Below are 21,001 nucleotides of genomic sequence, written 5' to 3'. Positions count from 1 at the left end.
CCACACCTCTTATATCGTCTTATACTGTACGAATATACAGTCAACGCGTCATTGCGGCAAGGGGTTGCCCCCAAGCCGATGGGACTACTGCGCCAGCGGCGTCTTGCACCGCCCTGCGCCGCCACTATTTTCCTCCAGTATTGCCCTTTAGGGGACGGCCACGGCTTCGTTTGCCGGCCTGTCCGCCTTTATCGTCGCCTTTATCGTCGTTATCGTCGCCCCGGCATCTTGCGCTGCCGTGACAGAAAAATCTCCCGCATACACATGCACCACCCGCGCCGGGTCCAGGTGCTTGCGGATGGCCGCGTTGACCTGTTCGACGGACGCCGTGGCGATACCTTGCTCGTATTCCGTGACAAAGCGCATCGTGCGTCCCAGAAATAGCTGGCTGGCCAGCGTGCCGGCCAACGTGGAATCGCTGGTGCGGGCCAGCGTGCCTTGCTGCAGCAACCCACTCCTGGCTTGTGCCAGCTCCTCCGGCGTGATGCCGGCGGCTGCCAGCCGCGACAGTTCTTCTTCCACGCCACGCTTTAGCTTGCCCAGGTTCTGCGGCGCATAAAGCGCTTGCATGCCGAAGCGCCCGTTGGTGTCGAGCGCGCCCACCTGAACGAAACTGCCGACACTGTAACTGATGCCGTCGTGTTGGCGCAGGCGATCCGCCAGCCGGCTCTTGAGCGCGCTTCCGCCGAACACGCGATTGGCGATCACCAGGGCCGGATATTCCGGTGCATCGCTGGTCAGCGCGACCGGCAGCGCGGCCAGGTAGATGGCATTGGCCTTGTCCGGTGTCTGGCGGGCCAGGCGGGCCGGTGCCAGCGGCACAAAGGGGCGTTCGATGCGGGCATAGGGCACCTGGGCTTGCCAGTCTCCGAACAGCGTGGCCAGTTGCGCCTGCACCGCCTGGCGGTCGAAGTCGCCGACCAGCGCGGCCTGGCCGTGGCTCGCGCCGTAGAAGCGTGTGTGGAAGGCGCGCAGGTCGGCCAGTTGCACTTGCCGCAGCGCCGCGATGTCCTCCTGCGGGGTGCCGACATAGCGCGGATCCCCCGATGGGTAGGGATTGCCGTAACGGCCGAGCACATTCGATGCAATCGCCTCGGGCTGGCCCAGGCCGCTCTCGATGCCGGCGATGGCGTTGGCGCGCAGCGTCTCGAACTCCGCGGCGCTCAGGCTGGGCTCGCGCAGGATGTCGCGCAGCAGCGCGAGCGTGTCGGCCAGCGTTTCGCGGCGCGCTTCAAAACGCACAGTGACCGCCTCGGCATCGCCCTGGACCGACACCACGGCCTTGAGCGCGGACAGGCGGTCGGCGATTTGCTGCCGCTCAAGGCGGACGGTGCCGCGCATCAGCATGGCGGCGGTGAGGCTGCCCACGGCGTCCTGGCCTTGCAGGCTGGTGACGTCGCCCATGCGCAGGATCAGCGTGCCGTTGACGGTCTGCCCGCGGCTGGGCTTGGGCAGCAGGGCGAACTGCATGCCGTTGGCCAGCTTGCCGCGCAGCGTGTGCGCCTCGATATTGTCCGGGCTGGGATCAAAGGCTGCCACCGCGGCCTTGGGCGGCTTGCCCTGGTAGGCCGCCACCAGCGCGGCGACGTCCGGCGCCGCGGGCATGGTGGCCCGGGCCAGCGTCTCGGCCGGCGCGTCGCCGGGCATGTCGATGGGAATGAAGCGGCCGAGCGTGCGGTTGCTCGCACGCAGGTAGTTCTGCGCGACCCGTTGCAGGTCCGCCAGCGTGACGCGCTCGGCCTGCTGGCGTGCCACCAGCAGCAGGCGCCAGTCACCCTTGGCGATGGCCTCGGACAAGGCGATGGCGTAGCCGGAAGGATTCTCCAGCAGGCGCTCGTAGCTGTTGAGCAGGCGCGTGCGGGCGCGGTCCAGTTCCACCTGCGTCACCGGCCGGGCGGCAAAGCCCTCCACCTGCGCCACCAGCACCTGGCGCGCGGCTTCGAGGTCCTGCGTCTTGCTCAGCCCGGCGGCGAACAGCACCGAGCCGGGATCCTTCATGCCCGATACCGAGCCAGACTGCCAGCTGGCCTTGCCGCTCTCGACCAGCGCCTTGTACAGGCGCCCGCCCGAGCCATCGGTCAGGATATCGGCGAGCAGCTGCAGGGCCACCGTATCCGGATGCGCGCCCGGCGCGATGTGATACTGCACCGCGACCAGTTGCGAGTCGCCGACGCGGCGCAGCGTGACCTCGCGCGCGCCCTCCTGCGGCGGCTCCACGGTGTACTGGACCGGCAGCGCGCGCGTGGGCCGGGGGATCGCGCCGAAGTACTTGCCGATGCGCGCGAGCGTGGCGGCCACGTCGAACTTGCCCGCCACCACCAGCACCGCGTTATCGGGCTGGTAATAGCGGCGGTAGAAGTCCTGCAGGTTGCCGATGGCGACGTGCTCCACATCGCTGCGCGCGCCGATCGGCGCCTTGCCGTAGTTGTGCCAGCGGTAGGCGGCCGAGCGCATCTGCTGCATCAGCATGCCACCGGGATTGTTCTCGGCGCGCTCCATCTCGTTGCGCACCACCGTCATCTCGCTGTCGAGCGCCTCGCGGGCGATAAAGCTGTTGACCATGCGGTCCGCTTCCATCTTCAACGCCCAGTCGAGATTTTCCTCGCTGGCCGTGAAGCTCTCGTAGTAGTTGGTGCGGTCGAAAGCGGTGGTGCCGTTGAACTGCATGCCGCGGCGCGTGAGCTCCTGCGCAATGGTGTTGCCCGGCAATGCAGGCGTGCCCTTGAACAGCAGATGCTCGAGCAAGTGCGCCATACCGGTCTCGCCATAGTTCTCATGGCGGCTGCCGACCAGGTAGGTCATGTTGACGGTGGTGACGGGCTGCGCAGCATCGGGCGCAAGCAGCACGCGCAGACCGTTGGGCAGCCGGTACTCGGTAATGCCTTCCACGCTGACGACTTCCGCCGGCGCCGCGCTGGGCAGCCTCGCGGCGGCAGGCGCGGGCGCCTGGGCCACGCCGGGCGCGGCGCTTGCGGATACGCTGAAAGCCAGGGCTAGCAGGAAGGAAAGGCGCTTGATGATGAGACGCATGCGGAATTCGAAGTCTGGATTGGCTCCCTTGTCGCGGAGATCTGTACGATTCTGCGGGGCGCGGCAAGGCAGCGGTAAGGCTGGCCCGGTAGCCGATTCTAGCTGTTGCCGGGCCCGTAGCGGCATGTTGCTGCGCTTTTCAACCGGTGCGCAGTGAATTTGGGAATTTTCCGCACTCTTCAAGCTGTGGCAGCGCACCGGCATCATCCATCGCCACTCTCGCCCTCCGGCTCATCCATCGCGGCGGCCAGTTCGCTCAACACCAGCGTCTCGTGCGCAAGCACGGCCACCAGCGAAAGCAGATGGGCCTGGGTCTCTTCACCAAGGTTGCAGAAGGTGCCGCCCGCCGCGTTCTCGACGGCGACCGACAACAAGGCGTTGAGCTGCGCGGTTTTTTCGGCGGCGAGGCTTAGCGGGCTTTCGGATGGAGCATGCGCGGTCAGGAAGGTATCGCGGCCTGTGCGTTGGGCGGTGATGTTGTAGCGCGGGTAGTTATACATCGAGTGCCCTCCGTTGGGAGCCGCGCAGGCGCTGGCAGACGATGGGGAGCTTGGGGGGTGCGATTTGCCCGGAATGGGCGAATGAAGACTGGGGCATGGGCGTGCTTCCTCTGTCAGCGTACTTTGACTTCGCTAAACGCCGCCTGGCGGCGGTTGTCCGCCCTCTTAAACGGGCTGCTAAACCCGGCCGCTGTGGTTGCAGCGACGAGCGAAGTATAGCGTTGCGCAATGCAGCCTAACCCAGTCGCAACAAAAAATCACATCCGCTACACCATTCAAGAAATATCCATCGCAGATTGAGATTTGTCTCATTGATTCCGATGAGGAATTACGCCCAAATGGGGGGCGAATTTGCGCACAAGGCCAACTCGACGGTAACAATTTTTATCGCCGGTTCTAGCCGAAATTCGTACTTGTCCGATTTCAATCGCCGCCCTCCGTTGCTACGCTGCGCAGCTTGATATCCGTTGCAGGCAGCGTAACGCGCCACGGCGAAATCGCAAACTGCCAGCTCCGACATCGCTGCTCGAAAGCCGCCATCCGTTGCAACGTCTTTTCGCATTGGCGCGCTCACAACGGAACGTGAATATCCGCGACTTCCGCGTTAATGCCCAGCGCGGGGTGAGCGCATTCCGGCTTTGCCGGAATTTCCGTCCAACCAAGACAACAATCGAGCCGATTGCATGGGTCTATGCCTTGCTCCGTTTCTGCGCCGTGCTGTTCCCGCTTCCGTTAGCTTGTTGATGGCGGGTGGCGCGTTGGCGGCCGAAGCGCCAGCTATCTGGCTGGCCGCACCCTGGCTGGCGTCGCGGCAGGCCTGCGCGGCAGCCCTGTGAAAGGCCTGTACTACGACGCCTTCCTCGCCTGGGGTCTCGTCAAGCCCGCCAGTTTCCCTACACGCTTGCCGGCAGGCGGGTTTTCGGTGTCTTTCCAATACTAGGAGAACAAGGATGCAAAAGCAGATTAAACCCGCGATGGCCGCGGTGGCCGTGACGACCTTCATGCTCGCCGCCTGCGGTGGCGGATCGGATGGCAGCAGCGGGACAAAGACCAATGAAGCGCCGGCCGTTACCGATAGCGCAGCAACACCAACGCCGGTGAGCACAGCCCCGCTCGATGCGGCCTGCCTGGCGGTGCCTGCCGCCGGACAGAAGATCACCGCGACGCTGAACCTCGGACCTGTGAGCGAGGTGGCAACCTTTGATGCCACAGCCATTGGCACCACGGTCTTCGACGGCGGCAGCTATGACACGCTCGAAGTCAAGCTGGTCAATGGCATCTTCAACGGCCACGGCACGAACGCTCGGCTCTATATCGATCCGGCCTCCGCGATCTTTCCAATCGGCGCTACCGACTACGGTGACCTCGATCAGGGCGCGTACAACAAGTACACCAAGTATCGTCGTTTCACCTTCAAGGACAACGTGTCGGGACAGACAGGCACACCAAACCTGGTTGGCATGAAGCCAAACGAGACGCGCAGCTTCACCATGTCGGAAGCAAACGCCGAGGACCTGGCGACCAAGCCGCAACCCGCCCTCAAGCCTATCGGCCGGATCGTCAACGTTGCCGTGCAATACATCGGCCGCGAAGACGTGACGGCCAAGGGCGTGACGTACAAGGGCGCTTGCAAGCTGGCGCTGCAGTACGACCGCAAGTATCCCGGCAGCCTGTTCCCGCTGCCCGTGCTGGAAGGGACCGCCTGGCTTGCTCCGGGCGCCGGCATCGTCAAGCTCTCCGGCGCGCCGCTGGTGGGCGTGGCCACCGTAACGGCCGAAACGACTGGCATCGTGGCCGCCAACTAGTGCCCTGACAACTAACGCCCTGAATCCGAAAGCGCAATACGGCTGGCTGGCGCACCTCCCTGTTTGTGACCTGTTTGTGACGCCTTGATACCTGGACGCAATGAACAACAATCGCTATCGCCTGGTTTTCAACATGACTCGCGGCATGCGGGTGGCTGTCGCCGCATGCTTCCATGTTGCGCACAAAGCGGCGGCGGGCGAATGCCCGGGTACGCTGATCGGCCGCGCACCGATGGTGGTGGCAACCCTGCGGCCGATCACCTGGACGGTACTGCTGGCGCTGGGCATGGTGCAGGCAAGCGGCGCGCAGATCGTGCCGGACGGCGCCGCCGGGCGCGGCCCTGGCGTGGCTGCGGCGCCCAACGGCACACCGATGGTCAACATCAATACGCCCTCCGGGGCTGGCGTGTCGCATAACCAGTACCAGCAGTTCTCGGTCGACGGGCGTGGCGCAATCCTGAACAACGCCACGGCCATCACGCAGACGCAGCTTGGTGGCTATGTGCCCGGCAACGCGAACCCGGGCGCAAGCGGCCCTGCGCGCATCATCCTGAACGAGGTCACGGGCGCGGCGCCAAGCCGGTAGGAAAAGTCACTGAGATTGCTGCGACGACATAAGCCAATAATTTAAGGGCGGTGCCGAAGGCTTCATTGCAGCTCCTGGTACTTACGGAGTTGGTTGCACCCAATCACCGATTAACTCCTCCGTTCCGTGCTTGTCTACGCGGTAGACTTTTCCGTCTCGAACTAACTCGGCATAACCTCTAAAAAAATAACCTCGCTTGTCATAGCGAGGAGGAATTATTACATTTCCAGATTTATCAATGAACCCCCACTTTCCATCTATCGCCACGGTAAAAAGATTGTCATTGAGCCACTTCCCGGACCACACATTAAAAGCAATTTGGTCATAGTTTAAATCGAGTAATTTATTGCCTTTAAGGTCGTATATCATTCCATCGCGTCTAGCTTTAAAGCCAATTATAAAACCCTCACCCTCATAATCGGCAATCTTTGGGCTGTCTTTAAGTGTCAGCGCAATTATTTCGCGCCCCGCCATATCGATAACCCCCCACCCGCGTGCTCCTTTTACCGCTGCAATACCTGCTATGTCGCTGAAATAATTTATCTTTTTATATGTAAGGGGAATGACCACATTCCCCCTTGTATCAAGATACCCGCAATCACCTTCAGCGCAGACGCCAATGAGTCCATTTTTCAAGCCCAAGACTTCGTCATATTCAAAGGGTATAGCGACTCTTCCGTTCTGATCTATATAACCGATCTTTTTACCTAGCCTTGCGGCACTTATTCCCTCCTTAAAGTGCAAGGAATTGTTGTAGATTGGCGGAATGACAATCACGCCATTCTTGTCTTTAGCCCCCCAAAGTCCGTTCAGCTTAAAAGTGATTGGATAGTTATCAATATCATTATTTTCAGCGGATACGTTGGTAGAAGACATTCCGAGAATTAAGAGGCACAAGCTCCGAACCAATAGTCGGGTAACCATAAATCTAATTTCTCTCCAAAATTACCTGCGATTGTAGTACTGGTGACATCTTAAACTTTAACATCCCGTCATGGCTTTGCTTCGTCTGCGCAGAGATAAGCCTTACCTTGCCGAGGCATCTTAGGCGCACGTGTCATCGACGGAGCGGGTGTGAGGGTTGGGGGTCGTAATTGGCTGGCGCGGCGTCATTCAGCCCTGGACCGCTTCAACGGCGTTGCCCAAGCGACTGGCGCAAGTTGCGGCTGACGGCCGGCAGGATCGATCCGGTACTTGTGGCCGTTGGCTAGCGTAGCGGGTGTGACTTTTTGTTGCGGCTGGGTTAGGCTGCATAGCCCAGCGCTATACTTTGTTCGTCGCTGCAACCACAGCGGCCGGGTTTGACAGCCCGACGACAAAGGCGGACAGCCGCCACCAGGCGGCGTTTTTACGTCCGTTGCGCCTTCGCACGCCCCTATGGGTGGGCCTGGGCGGGGGAGCCTTCGGGCTCGCCGGTTCTTTGTCCCGGTCTGTCAACCTCGCCTTGCGCCCGCCCACCCCGATTGACAGCGGGGAGCGGTGTCAAACACGCTGACAAAGGAGGCACTCCCATGCCCCAGTCTTCATTCGCCCACTCTGGGCAAATCGCTCCCCCAAGCTCCCCATCATCTGCCAGCGCCTGCGCGCATCCCAACGGAGGGTGCTCGATGTATAACTACCCGCGCTACAACATCACCGCGCAACGCACAGGCCGCGATACCTTCCTGACCGCGCATGCGCCATCCGAAAGCCCGCTAAGCCTCGCCGCCGAAAAAACTGCGCAGCTCAATGCGTTGTTGTCGGTTGCCGTCGAGAACGCGGCGGGCGGCACCTTCTGCAACCTCGGTGAAGAAACCCAGGCCCATCTGCTTTCACTGGTGGCCGTGCTTGCGCACGAGACGCTGGTGTTGAGCGAACTGGCCGCCGCGATGGATGAGCCGGAGGGCGAGGGTGACGATGGATGATGCGAGCGCGCTGTCGTGCTGCCGCTGTGCCGGTGGTCTTCGTATCGCAGTGGCAGGTCAATACACGCCGCCGAGGCAAATGTCCGAATCCAGCTAGTTCCGCCCTTGCAACGGAGTAGCATGCTGGCTATGAAACTCGATCCGGATACCTGCTACAAGGCCGTGGCTTCGCACGACCGCCGCTTCGACGGGCGCTTCTTTGTGGGCGTGTCGTCCACCGGCGTCTACTGCCGGCCGATCTGCGCGGTGCGCACGCCCAAGCGCGAGAACTGCACCTTCTACGACAGCGCCGCCGCGGCCGAGAAGCAAGGCTTCCGGCCCTGCCTGCGCTGCCGGCCGGAGCTGGCGCCGGGACACGGGCTGGCCGACCTGTCGGGGCGCCTGGCCCAGGCCGCGGCCACGCTGATCGACGAGGGCTTCATGGTGGATGCCGGCGTGGCCGGGCTGGCCGCGCGCATCGGCATTACCGAGCGCCATCTGCGCCGGCTGTTCGATGCGCAGTTCGGCGTTTCGGTGCTGGAGTATGCGCAGACGCAGAGGTTGCTGCTGGCCAAGCGCTTGCTGACCGATACGGGGCTGACCGTGACCGACGTGGCGCACGCCGCCGGCTTTGGCAGTGTGCGGCGCTTCAACGACGTGCTCAAGACGCGCTATGGGCTGACGCCCATGGCCATGCGCAAGCGCGCTGCCGATAACGTGGCCGACGAGCTGGTGTTCGAGCTGGGCTACCGCCCGCCGATGGCGTGGGCCGCGTTCCTGCAATTCCTGGGCGTGCGCGCGGTGGATGGCATCGAGCAGCTTGGCGATGGCACCTATGCGCGCACGCTGGCGATCGAGAGCGGCGGCCGCACGCATCTGGGCTGGCTGCGGCTGGAGCACGTTGCACGCCGCCATGTGATCAAGGTGACGTTGTCCGGTTCACTGGCGCACGTGATTCCGCAAGCGCTGGGCCGCGTGCGGCGGTTGTGCGACCTGGGCTGCCGGCCCGATGTGGTCGATCAGCATCTGGGCCCGCTGGCTGCCGAAGCGCCCGGCATGCGCTTGCCGGGCGCGGTGGATGGCTTTGAGATCGCCGTGCGCGCGGTGGTGGGCCAGGTGATTTCGGTGAAGCACGCGCGCACGCTGTTGGCGCGGCTGGCCGAGTGCCACGGTCTGCCGCTGGCGCAGCCCACGCCGGCGCTGCGGGTGACGTTCCCCGGCGCGGCTGCGCTGGCTGGCGTGCCGCCCGAGGCTTTGCGTGAGATCGGCATTCCGCTGGGCAAGGGCCGGGCCATCCATGCCATCGCTGCCCGCGTGGCGGCGGGCGAGCTGAGGCTGGAGCCCAACGCCGCGCCGGAAGACACCGTGGCGCGCCTGCGTGAGGTTGAAGGCGTGGGCGACTGGACCGCGCAATATGTGGCCATGCGCGCGCTGGGCTGGCCGGATGCCTTCCCTGGAACCGACTATGTCTTGCGCAAGGTGCTCGGCATCGCTACCGTGCGAGGCATGAACCAGCACGTTGCGCAGTGGGCGCCGTGGCGCGCTTACGCCGCCATCCACTTGTGGCGGCGCTACGAGGACCACAAGTTGGACAAGTTGGACAAGCCGGACAAGTCGGTACGAGACGACAAGGCAAGGGACACAACAAGGAACGCACCATGATTGCATACCGCATCGTCGCCAGCCCGTTGGGCGAAGTGTTGCTGCGCGTCGACGGCGCGCGCTTGAGCGGGCTGTTCTTCTCGGGGCAGAAGTACTACCCGGCGGCGGCCACGCCGGACACCAACGTGCCCGCCGCCGCGAAGCCTGTCTTCGAGCAGGCCGCCGATGAGCTGGCCGACTACTTCGCCGAGCGCCTGCAGGTCTTCACCGTCCCCATGGTGCTGGGCGGCAGCCCGTTCCAGCACGCGGTCTGGCAGGCACTGTGCGAGATCCCGTTCGGCGAGACCACGTCATATGGCGAACTGGGCGCCGGGCTGGGCCTCGCCCCCACCCATGCGCGCGCGATCGGCGGGGCGGTGGGGCGCAATCCTTTGTCGGTGATCGTGCCTTGCCATCGCGTGCTGGGCGCCAGCGGCGACCTTACCGGCTATGCCGGTGGCACCGACCGCAAGCGCGCGCTGCTCCGGCTCGAAGGCACGGCCGCGGCTATGGCACTGCCTATACTGCGTCAGTCGGCGTTAGTATTTTAAGTCAGCGGCATCGCGCCGTTGCGCTTGACCACCCGCGCCAGGCCGTCACGGGAGGTGAGATCGATGGCACGTTTGTTCGTGGCGATTGAGGTGCCGCCAGCGCTGGCGGCGGCGTTGCTGGCTCGCGTGCCGCGCGTGGCGGGCATCCGGGCGGCGGCGCCGCACCAGGTCCATCTCACGCTGCATTTCCTCGGCGAGCAGGATGACGCCACGGCGGCATGTATCGAGCGGGCGCTTGACGGTGTCTGCGGCGCGGCCTTTGCGCTCACGGTGAAAGAGGCTGGCTATTTTCGGGGCCGGCGGGCGAGTGTGCTGTGGGCGGGCGTGGCGCCCAATGCGGCGCTGGACAGCCTGCATGGGGAGATGGCGCAGGCGCTTGCCGGATGCGGGAGCGCCCTGTTGGCGGACGCTGACGCACCGCCGCGTGCGCGCTTCCATCCCCACATCACGTTGGCGCGCTGCGGGCCTGCCGTGGCGGATACCGCGCTGCAGGCATGGCGCGACGCGCAGGCCATGCTGGTGTGCGAGCCGTTCCCTGTGGAGCGCTTCATCCTGTACCAAAGCCATCTGCGCGCGGGCGGCGCGCAGCATGCGTGCCGGCACGCGTATGGGCTGGATCCGGCGGCAGGCTGATGCCGCCGGCAACGGCCAGCGTCATGCCAGGTTGCCCAGGCCAAGCGCCACCCCCAGCGCCAGCAACACCGAACCAATCACCCGATCCAGCCAGCGCTGGCGCCGCAGCATGGCGGCGCGCAACGCGGGCGTGGAAAAGCAGCACGCAATCAGGCCGAACCAGGCCAGGTGCGCCAGCGACATGAACAGGCCATAGCTGAACTGCACTGCCAGCGGCGTGTGCGCATTCACCACCTGCGTATAGGTGCTGACCACGAACAAGGTGGTCTTGGGATTGAGCGCATTGGTGAGAAAGCCCATCTTGAGCGCGCCGAGCGCTGTCAGCGCAGGTGCGCCAGCATCCGTAGCATCCGCACCGAGCGGCGGCGCGTTCGGGTCCGGCGCGCGCTTGCGCAACGTCTGGATGCCGATCCAGATCAGGTAGGCGGCGCCGAGCAGCTTCACCACCGTCAACAGGTTGTGCGCGTGCTCCATCAACAACGCCACGCCAAACATCGTGTAGAAAACGTGCACCTGTACGCCAAGGGCGATGCCGAGCGCGCACAGCAGCCCGGCCCTGCGGCCATGCACGAAGCTGTTGCGCATCACCATGGCAAAGTCGGGGCCCGGGCTGATCACGGCTAGCACGGTGATGGTGGCGACGGCCAGCAGTTCAGTGAGAGAGTGCATATCGTGTGAGTATCCTTGACGGGATGGAGGCGGTGTCCCAAGCATTCTCTGCATTCTCTGTGTTGATAGGTAGGGCCACAACCGATTTATACTCGTGCAAATCGTTGAGAAAAACTGACACATCAAGGCAAGCATGCACTGGCTGGGCGGGATCCGTTTCTTCGAGGCCGCGGCGCGGCACCAGAGCTTCATGCGGGCTGCGGACGAACTGCACCTGACCCACGGCGCGGTCAGCCGCCAGATTCGCCAGCTGGAGGAGGCGCTTGGCGTGGCGCTGTTCGAGCGCCGCAACCGGGCCGTGTTCCTGACCGAGGCGGGGCACATCCTGCATGCCGCCGCCACGCAGTCGCTGGAAGTGCTGGGCGCGGCCGCGCAGCGCATCCGCGCGCATGCCCAGCCCAGGGCGCTGGTCTTGTCGTGCGAGCCCACCATCGCCATGCGCTGGCTGATTCCCCGCCTGCCGCGCTTTACCGCGGCGCATCCGGAGGTGACGCTGCACCTGATGGCCGCAGGCGGTCCGGTGGACTTCGCGCGCAGCGGCGTGGACCTGGCGCTGCGCCGCAACGATTTTCATGTGGGGCCGGAGCTGCATGCCCATGAAGTTGCCGAGGAATGGGTGGGCGTGGTCTGCCGCGTCGGGGCTAGCGTCGGGGCGTCGTCCCACCGGCTGCACACGCGCTCGCGTCCGGATGCCTGGCAGCGCTGGGCCAAGGCTGCCGGCGGTGCGCAGCGCTTTGGCGCCGATGCCTGGTACGAGCATTTCTACCTGACCATCCAGGCTGCCGCGGCCGGGCTTGGCTGCGCGATCGCGTCGCGCCTGATGGTGGCCGACGAGCTCGCCGACGGCCGCATCGCCGCGCCGCGGGGCTTCGTGCGCGACGGATCTTGCTATCAGTTGCTCTCGCCCGTGGCGTTCGAGCACGATGCGCGGCGTCGTGCGGTAAGGGACTGGCTATGCCAGGAGGCGCAAGCGTCGCTCGGCGCGGATCCAGCCCGGGTGGCCGCATCGCCACATCCAGCACGCGCGGCCAAGGGCGCGGTAAAACGAGGCGGGCGCGAAGACGGCAAATGAGGCGCAAACCCGCCCCGGTGGGCTACCCCACGGAAGTCTGGCTCAAGTTTTGCCACACTTCGCCGTTGTTCAAACAAGAGCTTGCGCAGCAGCAGGCGTCGCGCTTAACATGCGGCGCTAGCCGCTCGTCCCCGCTTGCATCCGGGTACGCAGGCAGCCCGAATTCCCCCGTCGCAAGCCAGTCTGGCGCGACGCAGGCCTCTCTCAGACGTTAGCGTGATTTTCATGAGTCTCCAAGATTCCCCGGAGCAATCCGAGCTTGACGCCGGCGCGTTGCCAGACGACCGCTATCGCCTTACCCATTCCTCGCAGATCGGCACCGTGCTGCGCGACCTGGCCTGGCAGAAGTGCATCCTGAACGTGCGCGCGCGTACCGCCCACGAGATGGTCACGTCTGTGCTGCATGTGGATCCGGCCAGCCGCACCTTTGTCTTCGACTGGTGCTCCACCGAGCCCGAGCGGCAGGCGCTGCTGGCCTCCAACGAGAATGCCTTCTCGGCATCGCTGCGCGGGGTGCCCGTGAACTTCATGATCGGCACGCCCGGGATCACCCAGTTCCAGGGTGGCCCGGCATTTTCCGCGCCGTTCCCGGAGAAGCTCTATCACTTCCAGCGCCGCCGTCATTTCCGCGCGCGCACGCTGGTCACCAAGGGCTATGTCTGCACCATCAAGATGAGCGACGGCACCGTGCTCAAGCTCGACATTGCAGATCTCTCGCTCTCGGGCGTCGGGTTGCGCTCCAAGACCGTGGACGCCACGCAGTTGCCGGTGGGCACCACCATCTCAGGCGTGCATCTGGATTTTGGTGCGCTGGGCAAGCTGGACCTCAGCCTGCAAGTGGTGGGCCACTGGCTGGCCGGGCGCGATGACAGCGCCATCCATCATTTCGGCTGTGCGTTCTCCAACCTCGACGGCCGCATGGAGAATTTCCTGCAGCGCCTGGTGTTTGCGCTGGAGCTTGCCAGCCGCGGCTAAGCGCATCTGGCTGTGGTTCATGTCGTTTCCGCTCAGCCCGTGCTGATGCGGATCCGGTTGCGGCCGGCCCGCTTGGCTTCGTAAAGCGCGCGGTCCGTGTGCGCCAGCCATTCGTGGTGGCCCGCCATGCCGGCATCGAAGGCGGCCACGCCAAGGCTGGCGGTGTGGCCGCGCAGCGCGGCAATGGCCGCGCCGGAAGCCGCGCCCGGCTGCAGCGAGCGCGAAAGCCGCTCGGCCATTTCCACCGCCTGCGTCAGGCTCGCGCCACTGAGCAGCACGCCAAACTCCTCGCCGCCGTATCGCCCCACCAGGCATTGCCGCGCTTCGCCTCGGCCCGCCGGGCCGTGCTGCGCGGCGTGCCGCACCACCAGCTTGGCGAAGGCCTTGAGCGCTTCGTCGCCGGCCAGGTGGCCGTGGGTGTCGTTGAGTTGCTTGAAATGGTCGATGTCGAGCAGCACCAGGCTGGCGGTGCCGCGCCGCCCGCTCTTGCAGGCCTGGAACTCCGCGGCCAGCATGGCCTCCCAATAGCCCCGGTTGAGCACGCCGGTAAGGCCGTCCAGGCGGCTGTTGGCCTCGATTTCCTTGCCGTGCGCAGCCAGGCGGCGGGAGATGCGGTAGGTGGTGCGCCCCAGCGCCAGCGGGTAGAGCACCAGCATCGGCAGGCTGGCGACGATGGTGGTGAGGCTGGCCTGCGGATGCCAGGCCGCGCCGAAGGCCACGATGCCCGCCAGCACCCCCGCCAGGTGCCACCCCAGGCCATGCAGCAGCAGGCGCGTGCCGCCCGCCGCCACGTTGTTCATGCTCATCATCGACAGGATCAGCACGCTCGGCAGCAGGTTGAATTTCATGCCCGCGGCCCAGATGCCGCCGAGCACGGCGTCGATCATCATGTTGCGGGTTTCCGCCAGGAACGGCACCTCGCTGCGTCTTGACCGCCAGGCTGCGACGTGCGGCCAGACAAAGCCGTGCAGGAAGACCAGCGCCAGCAGCCAGCGCGGCGCGCCCGCTTCCAGCATGGCCGCCGCCACTGCAAAGAACCCGATCGCCAGCCCGATGGCGCGCATCACGTAGACCCGCCGGACAAAACGCATGCCCTTGCCTGCCAGCGGGTTAAGGGTGCTTTGCGCCATGAATCTGCGATTCCTTGTCGATCTCGATTGCGGGCGGCTCAGGCGGCGATCAGCTTGCCGATCGCCACTGCCGCTTCGCGCATCGGCGGCAGCAGGCGCGAAATCATCTCCGCTTCCGATACCTGCGCCGCGCGCACGCTGACGCTGATACCCGCCATGACGCTGCCCGAGATGCCGCGCACCGGCACCGCGATGGCGCGCAGGCCGGGCTCCAGTTCTTCGTCGATCAGCACATAGTCCAGCTCGCGCGCATGCGCAAAGCTGGCCTCCAGCTCGGGCCGCGAGATCTTGGTCTGCAGTGTGCGCGGGCGCAGGTCGACGTGATCGAAGAAGTCTTCCAGCGCCGGCTCGGCCAGGTGGGCCAGCAGCATGCGGCCAATCGACGTGCAGTACGCCGGCAGCCGGCTGCCCATGCCGAGCGAATAAGTGAGCACCCGCTGCACTTCCGAGCGCACCAGATAAAGGATATCGGTGTCGTCCAGGATGGCCAGTGCCGAGGTCTGCTGGATGCGCGCGCTCAGCGCGTCGAGGATCGGCTGGGCCAGCGACACCAGCGACGTCGACGAGAAGTACGCATGGCCCAGGTGCAGCACGCGCGGGCGCAGCGCGAACTGGCCGCCTTGCTGGCTCACGTAGCCAAGCTGCTCCAGCGTGTACAGGCAGCGCCGTACCGATGCGCGCGAGAGCTGGGTGCGCTGCGCCACCTGGGAAATGGTGAGCGGGCGCTTACGCTCCGAGAAGGCTTCGAGCACGCTCAAGCCGCGCGCCAGCGACAGCATGAAATTCGGGTCGCCGGCAAAACTGTTGAGAAGGTCGGCCTGGGGGCGGGCGACGCGGACAGTGGCGGCCGTTGCCTGGCCAGGGCTGCTGGGAATGGGGGCGTCCATGTGGGCGAGTGCGCGCGGGTTGTTCGATAATCGCGCATCTTAAACCGGCTGGGCGCCTCGGGCCAGCGCTTTTGTTGCGGCCGATCCCCGTTTTGGTGCGGGGATAGGGCCGGCCGCGAAAAAAACGTCGCCGTCTCAAGGGCACGGCGACTGGAAGGGTGTGTCATCAAGACGGGGGTCCCGGCGACACGTCCAGCATAGGAGGTGGTGCTCAGACATTACATACAACTTCCGAGGGGATTCCTGTTTCGCCATCTCTGCGCAGTCGGGCGCGCGTGGTGCCTGGCGCCCCCCGCCGCGGCGAGGCGGGTAAAATCGCGCCCTTGATGCCGCCGCCGTCCCGGTCCGCCCCCGCCAAGCATGGCGTGGCGGCCAGGCCAGCGCCCGCAGCCCACCGCGCAGCCCCGAATTGAAGCCAGCCATGACCCATCAGCCCGAACTCTCCCCCGAAGCCGACGACCCGGACGCCGCCGGGGACAACGCAGAAAAGATCCAGGAGCCGCGCCTGTGGCGTGCCGACGGCTGGACCGCCCGCGTGATCAAGAACGAGGACGACGACGGCTGGGCCGTTGCCATGATCAAGGACGGCGAGCCCGAGCCCGCGCTGGTTGGCCCCTGGACCATGGGCCGCGACAAGAAGAACCCCAAGCCGCTGGACACCAACGCCTTCTCGACTCTGGTCAAGACCGCCTCCGAAGTGCTGCGCCGGCACGAGCAGCAACTGCACGCCATGCTGCACAAGAGCGTGATCGTCGACACGGATACGGCGCGCATCAGCGTGACGCTCGACATCGTGCCCGACGAAGACAACCCCTTCGCGGTGCTGCGCGCCACCGACGAGCTCGGCGACGAACTGGCCCAGGTGCGCGTGTCGCCGGGCTTCAAGCTGAGCAAGGCCAGCGCCGCGGACTGGATCGAGAACGAGTATCGCAAGCCGCGCTGAGCGGCCAGGAAGCGTACCCGGACTGCGCCATGGCCGACGCCCTGCGGAGCTAGTACGACGCCAAGCCTGCCGGCCGCCTCAGGCCAGCAGCACCAGTGCGATGGCGATCGCCGCCGGCAAGCCCTGTACCCACAGGATCTTGCGGCTGGCCGTGCAGGCGCCGAAGATGCCGGCCACCAGCACGCAGCACAGGAAGAACAACTGCACCGGCACCGCGGCGGTGGCCAGGCCCCACAGCAGGCCGGCCGCGAGAAAGCCGTTGTACAGTCCCTGGTTGGCCGCCAGCGCCTTGGTGGCGACGGCGAACTCGTGCGTCAGCCCGAAGGCCCGCATGCCCCTGGGCTTATCCCACAGGAACATCTCCAGCACCATGATGTAGACATGTTCCAGCGCTACCAGCGCCACAGCGGCAAGGGACAACCATTTCATGGCAGGGATCTCGGAAAGCGTAATGACGGGAAGGGGTTTGGGCGGTCTGGTGTTTTAGCACAACCGCGCATCAGCGCATCAGTGTTGTGGCGCAGGGGCGAGCCGCGCGATCAGTGCGCCGTGGCGCGGGTGCGATGCCAGCAGGCTGTCGGCATCGGCCAGCTCGAACTCGCTGAACTCAAAGCCCGGCGCCACGGTGCAGCCCACCAGCGAGAAGCCATCCGGATCGCTGCGCTCGGCGGCGAACCAGCAGCCAGCCCCGACCACCGCCTGGAACACCGCGTCGTCATCGGCGAGCGCGTTGCCCAGCCGGTGCGTGGTGAGGCTGCCGTCTTGCTCCAGCACATGCACGTTGAGCGGGCAGCCCGCGTAGAAGTGCCACACCTCGTCGGAGCGGATGCGGTGCCAGGCGGAGTAAGCGCTGTCGCACAGCAGGTAGTAGATCGCGGTGGAGGCGGCATGCGTGGCGGGATTGCCTGCCCCTTCACGCGACACACGCACGTCGTCGCGATGGGTCTCGCGGTAGTAGCCGCCTTCCGGATGCGGCTGCAGGCCGAAGCGCTGGATCAGCTGGTCTTTGTCCTTGTCTTGGTGTTGCGAGTCAGGTTGGGCAGGCATGCGCGGCGCTCCGGGATCGGTAGCCGCCATCATGCCCGCTTGCCGGGGGGGCAAGCAACCAGCAACCACGCAAAAACGACGCCGCAGGCTCAGCGCATCGCGCGATCCGCCTGCGGGCCGATCCACGCGCGCACGGCGCGCACCGCGGCGTCGTCGCGCCGGTGTGCCGGGTAGACCAGGTAATAGCCGTCGCCCTCGATGGCCGGGCCGCAGGGCTGCACCAGCGCGCCGCTGCGCAATTCTTCCGCCACCAGTGTCAAGCTCAGCAAGGCTACGCCCTGGCCGCCAAGCGCCGCGAGGATGGCGTGGGTCTCGTCGGAAAAAACGGGGCCGCTGGCCGCATCCAGCCGGTCCAGCCCGGCTTCCTGCTGCCACAGGGCCCAGGTTACGGGGCGGCGGGCGTGGCTGCGCCATTGGTGGTGCAGCAAGGTCTGGCGGCGCAGCCCTGCGGCGCTCTTCACGCCTAGCAGCGGGCTGCAGACCGGGGCAAAGCGCTCACGCCATAGCAGCTCGGCGTCCAGCCCGCGCCATTTGCCACTGCCGTAGCGGATGGCGGCGTCGGCGTGGCCCGCATGCAGGTCCACGGCATCCAGCGAGGCATGCACATGGAGGTCGAACTCCGGTGCCACGGCCCGCAGCCTCGGTGCGCGCGGCAGCAGCCAGCGTGCGGCGAAGGCCGGCGTGGCCGACACCGTGAGCGTCTTGCGCGATGGCGGCGCGCGCAGCCTGGCCACGGCCCGCTCCAGCGCATCAAAGCCCTCCCGCGTGCCCGGGTACAGCGCGGCGCCATGCGCGCTCAGCACCAGCCGGCGCGGCAGGCGCTCGAACAGTGTCACGCCAAGCACCTGCTCCAGCAGCCGCAGCTGATGGCTCACCGCCGTCGGCGTGACCGACAGCTCTTGTGCGGCGTGCTTGACGCTCAGGTGCCGCGCGGTGGCTTCGAACGCGCGCAGCGCGGCGAGCGGCGGCAGGCGGCGGGGTGTGGTTTCAGATGAGAAATCTTCAGCCATGAGGCGGAGAAAGGATCGGTTGTGAGCAGACTTTGGCGAGTCTACATTGCCATCATCCTCAACCGCATGTGCTGACCCATGAGAACGGCTCAGGCATGACCAACCGCAATGAGAACAACATGGCTCACCTCCTGCATATCGACGCCAGCGCCCGCCCGGGATGCTCCGGCACCGACGCCCACGGCTCGCACACGCGCCGTCTCTCGCACCGCTTCGTCAGCCTCTGGCAAGCGGCGCGTCCCGCGGACACGCTGACTTACCGCGATGTGGGCCAGCAACCGCCCGCGCCCGTCAACGCTGACTGGATCCGCAGCGCCTTCACGCCGAGCGCGCGGCGCGAGCGTTGGATGGATGCGGTGCTGGCCGAAAGCGATCGCCTGGTTGCGGAAATCGAGCACGCCGACGTGCTGGTGATCGGCGTGCCGATGTACAACTTTGGCGTGCCTGCGCAGCTCAAGGCGTATATCGACAATATCGTGCGCGTGGGCAAGACCTTCGGCTTTGATCGGGAACGCGCGGGCGAGCCTTACTGGCCGATGCTGGCGGGACGCGGCAAGCAACTGGTGCTGCTGACCGCGCGCGGCGACTACGGCTACGGCGGCCGCCTGGCTCGGCTCGACCATGTCACCCCGGCGCTGCGCGCGGCGTTCGGCTACATCGGTATCGATGACGCGTTGGAGGTCGCCATCGAGTATGACGAGTTCGGTGGCGAGCGGCTGGCTACCTCGATTGCGCAGGCCGAGGTGCAGGTGGATGCCGCAGTTGCCACGGCGATGCGGCGAATGACCTGCGAGGCCGCAGCCATGCAGCCCTGAGCCCAGTGTGGTCTTTGCGCGCGGCTCGCACGCATCCAGTGTCCTTGTGCATCCACAGCGCGCTTCGCCGCGTATCTGGTTTAACCGCGCGATTCACGTGTGGCCGGACCAGCGCAAGGCGCTGCTCCCCCTGCAAGCCAGCCGCGATCCGCCGATCGCCCAGAAGGAGATTGCCATGACCCGCCATTTCTTCAAGTCGTTGATGACTTCGGCCGCACTTGCCGGCATTGCCGCCACGGCGGTTCCGGCGCAAGCCGCTGGCCCCAAGGACAGTGCCGTGTCCGGGGACCGCTACGGCTACGTCTTCCATGCGTCGCGTTTCGATGTCTATAGCGATGGCGCTCGCCTGGACCCGGCGTCCGCGCCGGCGATGGGCGCGGACGCCAGCCGCCTGCGCAAGCCGGATCCGTTCTCGGACGGGGCGCAAAAGCTGGCTGGCATGGATCGCGGCGGTGTTTCAGCGGACCCGGCGCGCACGGTCGATCCGTTCCAGGACGGCGCGCAGAAGCTGGCCGGCATGGACCGCAGCGGCCCTTCCGCGGATCCGGCGCGTAAGTTCGACACCTATCAGGACGGCGCGCATGCCTGACTATCGGGGCGATAGCCTGAGTGATAGCCGGGGTGATAGCCAGGGTGGTAGCCGAAGCGCTGGCCTGCAGCCTCGCAGGCGCCTCGTTCAGGGTTTTTGAAGTTCGCATGCAAGTCAATGCACTGCACCGCACCGCCTTGGTGGCACACTACTGCCTATGCCCGTCGGCGCGAGCATCCTCGCTCGCGCCGATTACCTTGAAGGGGCGAGAACGGCCATAGTGCGGAGACCGGTGTGGGTGAATTGCAGTCCTTGCTGGAGAGCCACGGCGTGATGCTGGTGTTTCTCAATGTGCTGGCCGAGCAGGCCGGGCTGCCGGTGCCGGCCGTTCCCATGCTGTTCGTTGCCGGCGCGCTCGGCATGCGCGAGAGCGGCCCCGCGCTGGGCGCCGTGCTGGCGGCCGTTATCCTGGCCTGCCTGATTGCCGACACGGCCTGGTACTTCGCCGGCAAGCGGCTCGGGCAGCCCATGCTGCGCACCATCTGCCGCGTTTCCATCTCGCCCGACAGCTGCATCCGCCAGACCCAGTCGCTGTACCTGCGCGTGGGCCCGCGCTCGCTGGTCTTCGCCAAGCTGCTGCCAGGCGCGGGCGCATTGTCCACCGCCATGGCCGGCATGACCTCCACGCCATTCGCGGTGTTCCTGTTCTACGACGCCATCGGGGCGCTGGTGTGGGCCGGCGGCGCGCTGCTGGTTGGCGTGGTGTTCACCGATTTTGTCGAAGTCATCCTGAACGCCTTCAGCACTTATGGCCCGGTGGCCGTCATGGTGGTGTTGGGCGCCTTCGCCGCTTTCGTCGCGTGGAAGTTCTGGCGGCGCGTGCGCCTGTTGCGCCGCACCCGGCGTGTGCCCCGCATGTCGGTGGGGGAGCTGGAAGCGCGCCGGCTAGGCGATCGTTTCCCGCTGGTGCTCGACGTGCGCAGCGACGCGGTGGAGCGGATCCCCGGCGCGATGATCATCGACCTGAATGCGCCGCTGGAATTACTCTCCGAGCATCCGACCAGCATCGACATCGTGGTTTACTGCGCCTGCCCGCATGAGGTGTCGGCAGCGGTGCTGGCGGAACGCCTGAAGGCGGCCGGCTACGCCAATACCTGGGCGCTGGCCGGCGGCTTCGACGAATGGAAGCGCCTGCATGGCGAGGCATCGCAGGCCGCTGCCGCCGAGGACGATGCCGCAGCGGCGCTTGCGCCACACACGGGTGGTCCCGGTGCGCTGCGCTAGCGCCGCACGGG

At 65.8% G+C, this 21,001-nt stretch carries 21 protein-coding genes; 12 read left to right on the top strand and 9 right to left on the bottom strand.

The genetic code is table 11. From position 1 onward, the window contains the following. Positions 1 to 147 precede the first annotated feature (147 nt). Positions 148 to 3,030 carry a M16 family metallopeptidase gene (locus ACX12D_RS29315; protein WP_459374560.1) on the bottom strand — a complete coding sequence of 961 codons (2,883 nt, stop codon included), beginning with the start codon at positions 3,028 to 3,030 and terminating at the stop codon, positions 148 to 150. A gap of 203 nt (positions 3,031 to 3,233) precedes the next feature. After that, a complete protein-coding gene (locus ACX12D_RS29310) occupies positions 3,234 to 3,530 on the bottom strand; it encodes a hypothetical protein (RefSeq protein ID WP_183034803.1) in 297 nt (98 codons plus the stop codon). 950 nt (positions 3,531 to 4,480) lie between these two features. On the opposite strand from ACX12D_RS29310, the gene ACX12D_RS29305 reads away from it, so the two are divergent. Together ACX12D_RS29305 and ACX12D_RS29300 are read left to right on the top strand one after the other, a co-directional pair. Then, positions 4,481 to 5,335 carry a hypothetical protein gene (locus ACX12D_RS29305; RefSeq protein ID WP_459374559.1) on the top strand — a complete coding sequence of 285 codons (855 nt, stop codon included), beginning with the start codon at positions 4,481 to 4,483 and terminating at the stop codon, positions 5,333 to 5,335. 100 nt (positions 5,336 to 5,435) lie between these two features. Continuing rightward, positions 5,436 to 5,921 (top strand): two-partner secretion domain-containing protein, encoded by a 486-nt coding sequence (locus ACX12D_RS29300; RefSeq protein ID WP_459374558.1) that lies wholly within the window; start codon positions 5,436 to 5,438, stop codon positions 5,919 to 5,921. Between the two features lie 81 nt (positions 5,922 to 6,002). Here the strand turns inward: ACX12D_RS29300 and ACX12D_RS29295 are convergent, their stop codons facing one another. Continuing rightward, positions 6,003 to 6,797: a WG repeat-containing protein gene (locus tag ACX12D_RS29295; RefSeq protein WP_459374557.1), complete on the bottom strand. Its 795-nt coding sequence runs from the start codon at positions 6,795 to 6,797 to the stop codon at positions 6,003 to 6,005. 731 nt (positions 6,798 to 7,528) lie between these two features. On the opposite strand from ACX12D_RS29295, the gene ACX12D_RS29290 reads away from it, so the two are divergent. The 4 genes from ACX12D_RS29290 to thpR all read left to right on the top strand — a co-directional run bounded on the left by ACX12D_RS29290 (position 7,529) and on the right by thpR (position 10,629). Beyond that, positions 7,529 to 7,825 (top strand): hypothetical protein, encoded by a 297-nt coding sequence (locus ACX12D_RS29290; protein ID WP_441632800.1) that lies wholly within the window; start codon positions 7,529 to 7,531, stop codon positions 7,823 to 7,825. A gap of 129 nt (positions 7,826 to 7,954) precedes the next feature. Continuing rightward, positions 7,955 to 9,466, top strand: coding sequence for an AlkA N-terminal domain-containing protein (locus ACX12D_RS29285; RefSeq protein ID WP_459376553.1), 1,512 nt, complete (start codon positions 7,955 to 7,957; stop codon positions 9,464 to 9,466). Further along, on the top strand, positions 9,463 to 9,996 hold the full coding sequence (locus ACX12D_RS29280; RefSeq protein ID WP_459374556.1) for a methylated-DNA--[protein]-cysteine S-methyltransferase: 534 nt from the start codon (positions 9,463 to 9,465) through the stop codon (positions 9,994 to 9,996). The genes ACX12D_RS29285 and ACX12D_RS29280 overlap by 4 nt, the downstream gene beginning before the upstream one ends. Positions 9,997 to 10,059: 63 nt before the next feature. Next, positions 10,060 to 10,629: an RNA 2',3'-cyclic phosphodiesterase gene (thpR, locus tag ACX12D_RS29275; protein WP_459374555.1), complete on the top strand. Its 570-nt coding sequence runs from the start codon at positions 10,060 to 10,062 to the stop codon at positions 10,627 to 10,629. Positions 10,630 to 10,650: 21 nt separating this feature from the next. Here the strand turns inward: thpR and ACX12D_RS29270 are convergent, their stop codons facing one another. Further along, positions 10,651 to 11,298, bottom strand: coding sequence for a LysE family translocator (locus ACX12D_RS29270; RefSeq protein WP_459374554.1), 648 nt, complete (start codon positions 11,296 to 11,298; stop codon positions 10,651 to 10,653). Positions 11,299 to 11,431: 133 nt separating this feature from the next. Between ACX12D_RS29270 and ACX12D_RS29265 the strand changes: the two genes are divergently transcribed. Both ACX12D_RS29265 and ACX12D_RS29260 read left to right on the top strand, forming a co-directional pair. Then, positions 11,432 to 12,370, top strand: a complete 939-nt coding sequence (locus ACX12D_RS29265) for a LysR family transcriptional regulator (RefSeq protein ID WP_459374553.1) — start codon at positions 11,432 to 11,434, stop codon at positions 12,368 to 12,370. A gap of 225 nt (positions 12,371 to 12,595) precedes the next feature. Further along, positions 12,596 to 13,345, top strand: a complete 750-nt coding sequence (locus ACX12D_RS29260) for a flagellar brake protein (protein WP_459374552.1) — start codon at positions 12,596 to 12,598, stop codon at positions 13,343 to 13,345. 32 nt (positions 13,346 to 13,377) lie between these two features. On the opposite strand, the gene ACX12D_RS29255 is transcribed toward ACX12D_RS29260, so the two are convergent. Both ACX12D_RS29255 and ACX12D_RS29250 read right to left on the bottom strand, forming a co-directional pair. Then, on the bottom strand, positions 13,378 to 14,475 hold the full coding sequence (locus ACX12D_RS29255) for a diguanylate cyclase (protein WP_459374551.1): 1,098 nt from the start codon (positions 14,473 to 14,475) through the stop codon (positions 13,378 to 13,380). 38 nt (positions 14,476 to 14,513) lie between these two features. Beyond that, positions 14,514 to 15,362, bottom strand: a complete 849-nt coding sequence (locus ACX12D_RS29250; protein ID WP_459374550.1) for an IclR family transcriptional regulator domain-containing protein — start codon at positions 15,360 to 15,362, stop codon at positions 14,514 to 14,516. A 421-nt stretch (positions 15,363 to 15,783) separates the two neighbouring features. Here ACX12D_RS29250 and ACX12D_RS29245 point away from each other — a divergent pair, with 421 nt between their 5' ends. Then, entirely contained in the window at positions 15,784 to 16,305 is a 522-nt protein-coding gene (locus tag ACX12D_RS29245; protein WP_416051208.1) for a hypothetical protein, read from the top strand. Between the two features lie 78 nt (positions 16,306 to 16,383). On the opposite strand, the gene ACX12D_RS29240 is transcribed toward ACX12D_RS29245, so the two are convergent. From ACX12D_RS29240 to ACX12D_RS29230, 3 genes are all read right to left on the bottom strand, one after another. Then, the gene (locus tag ACX12D_RS29240; RefSeq protein WP_459374549.1) at positions 16,384 to 16,734 is read right to left on the bottom strand and encodes a DUF1304 domain-containing protein; all 351 of its coding nucleotides are present in this window, start codon (positions 16,732 to 16,734) and stop codon (positions 16,384 to 16,386) included. Positions 16,735 to 16,812: 78 nt separating this feature from the next. Next, positions 16,813 to 17,352, bottom strand: a complete 540-nt coding sequence (locus ACX12D_RS29235; protein ID WP_459374548.1) for a cupin domain-containing protein — start codon at positions 17,350 to 17,352, stop codon at positions 16,813 to 16,815. A gap of 89 nt (positions 17,353 to 17,441) precedes the next feature. Then, positions 17,442 to 18,362, bottom strand: a complete 921-nt coding sequence (locus ACX12D_RS29230; protein ID WP_459374547.1) for a LysR substrate-binding domain-containing protein — start codon at positions 18,360 to 18,362, stop codon at positions 17,442 to 17,444. Between the two features lie 95 nt (positions 18,363 to 18,457). Here ACX12D_RS29230 and ACX12D_RS29225 point away from each other — a divergent pair, with 95 nt between their 5' ends. The 3 genes from ACX12D_RS29225 to ACX12D_RS29215 all read left to right on the top strand — a co-directional run bounded on the left by ACX12D_RS29225 (position 18,458) and on the right by ACX12D_RS29215 (position 20,990). Further along, entirely contained in the window at positions 18,458 to 19,177 is a 720-nt protein-coding gene (locus tag ACX12D_RS29225; RefSeq protein WP_459374546.1) for an FMN-dependent NADH-azoreductase, read from the top strand. A gap of 175 nt (positions 19,178 to 19,352) precedes the next feature. Then, a complete protein-coding gene (locus tag ACX12D_RS29220) occupies positions 19,353 to 19,766 on the top strand; it encodes a copper resistance protein CopQ (RefSeq protein WP_459374545.1) in 414 nt (137 codons plus the stop codon). A gap of 234 nt (positions 19,767 to 20,000) precedes the next feature. Beyond that, the gene (locus ACX12D_RS29215; protein ID WP_459374544.1) at positions 20,001 to 20,990 is read left to right on the top strand and encodes a VTT domain-containing protein; all 990 of its coding nucleotides are present in this window, start codon (positions 20,001 to 20,003) and stop codon (positions 20,988 to 20,990) included. The last annotated feature ends 11 nt before the right edge of the window (positions 20,991 to 21,001 follow it).

The sequence above is a fragment of the Cupriavidus sp. PET2-C1 genome (assembly GCF_054515855.1).
Note: the sequence above shows the minus strand (reverse complement) of the source record. Positions and strands in the feature narration are given on the sequence as shown.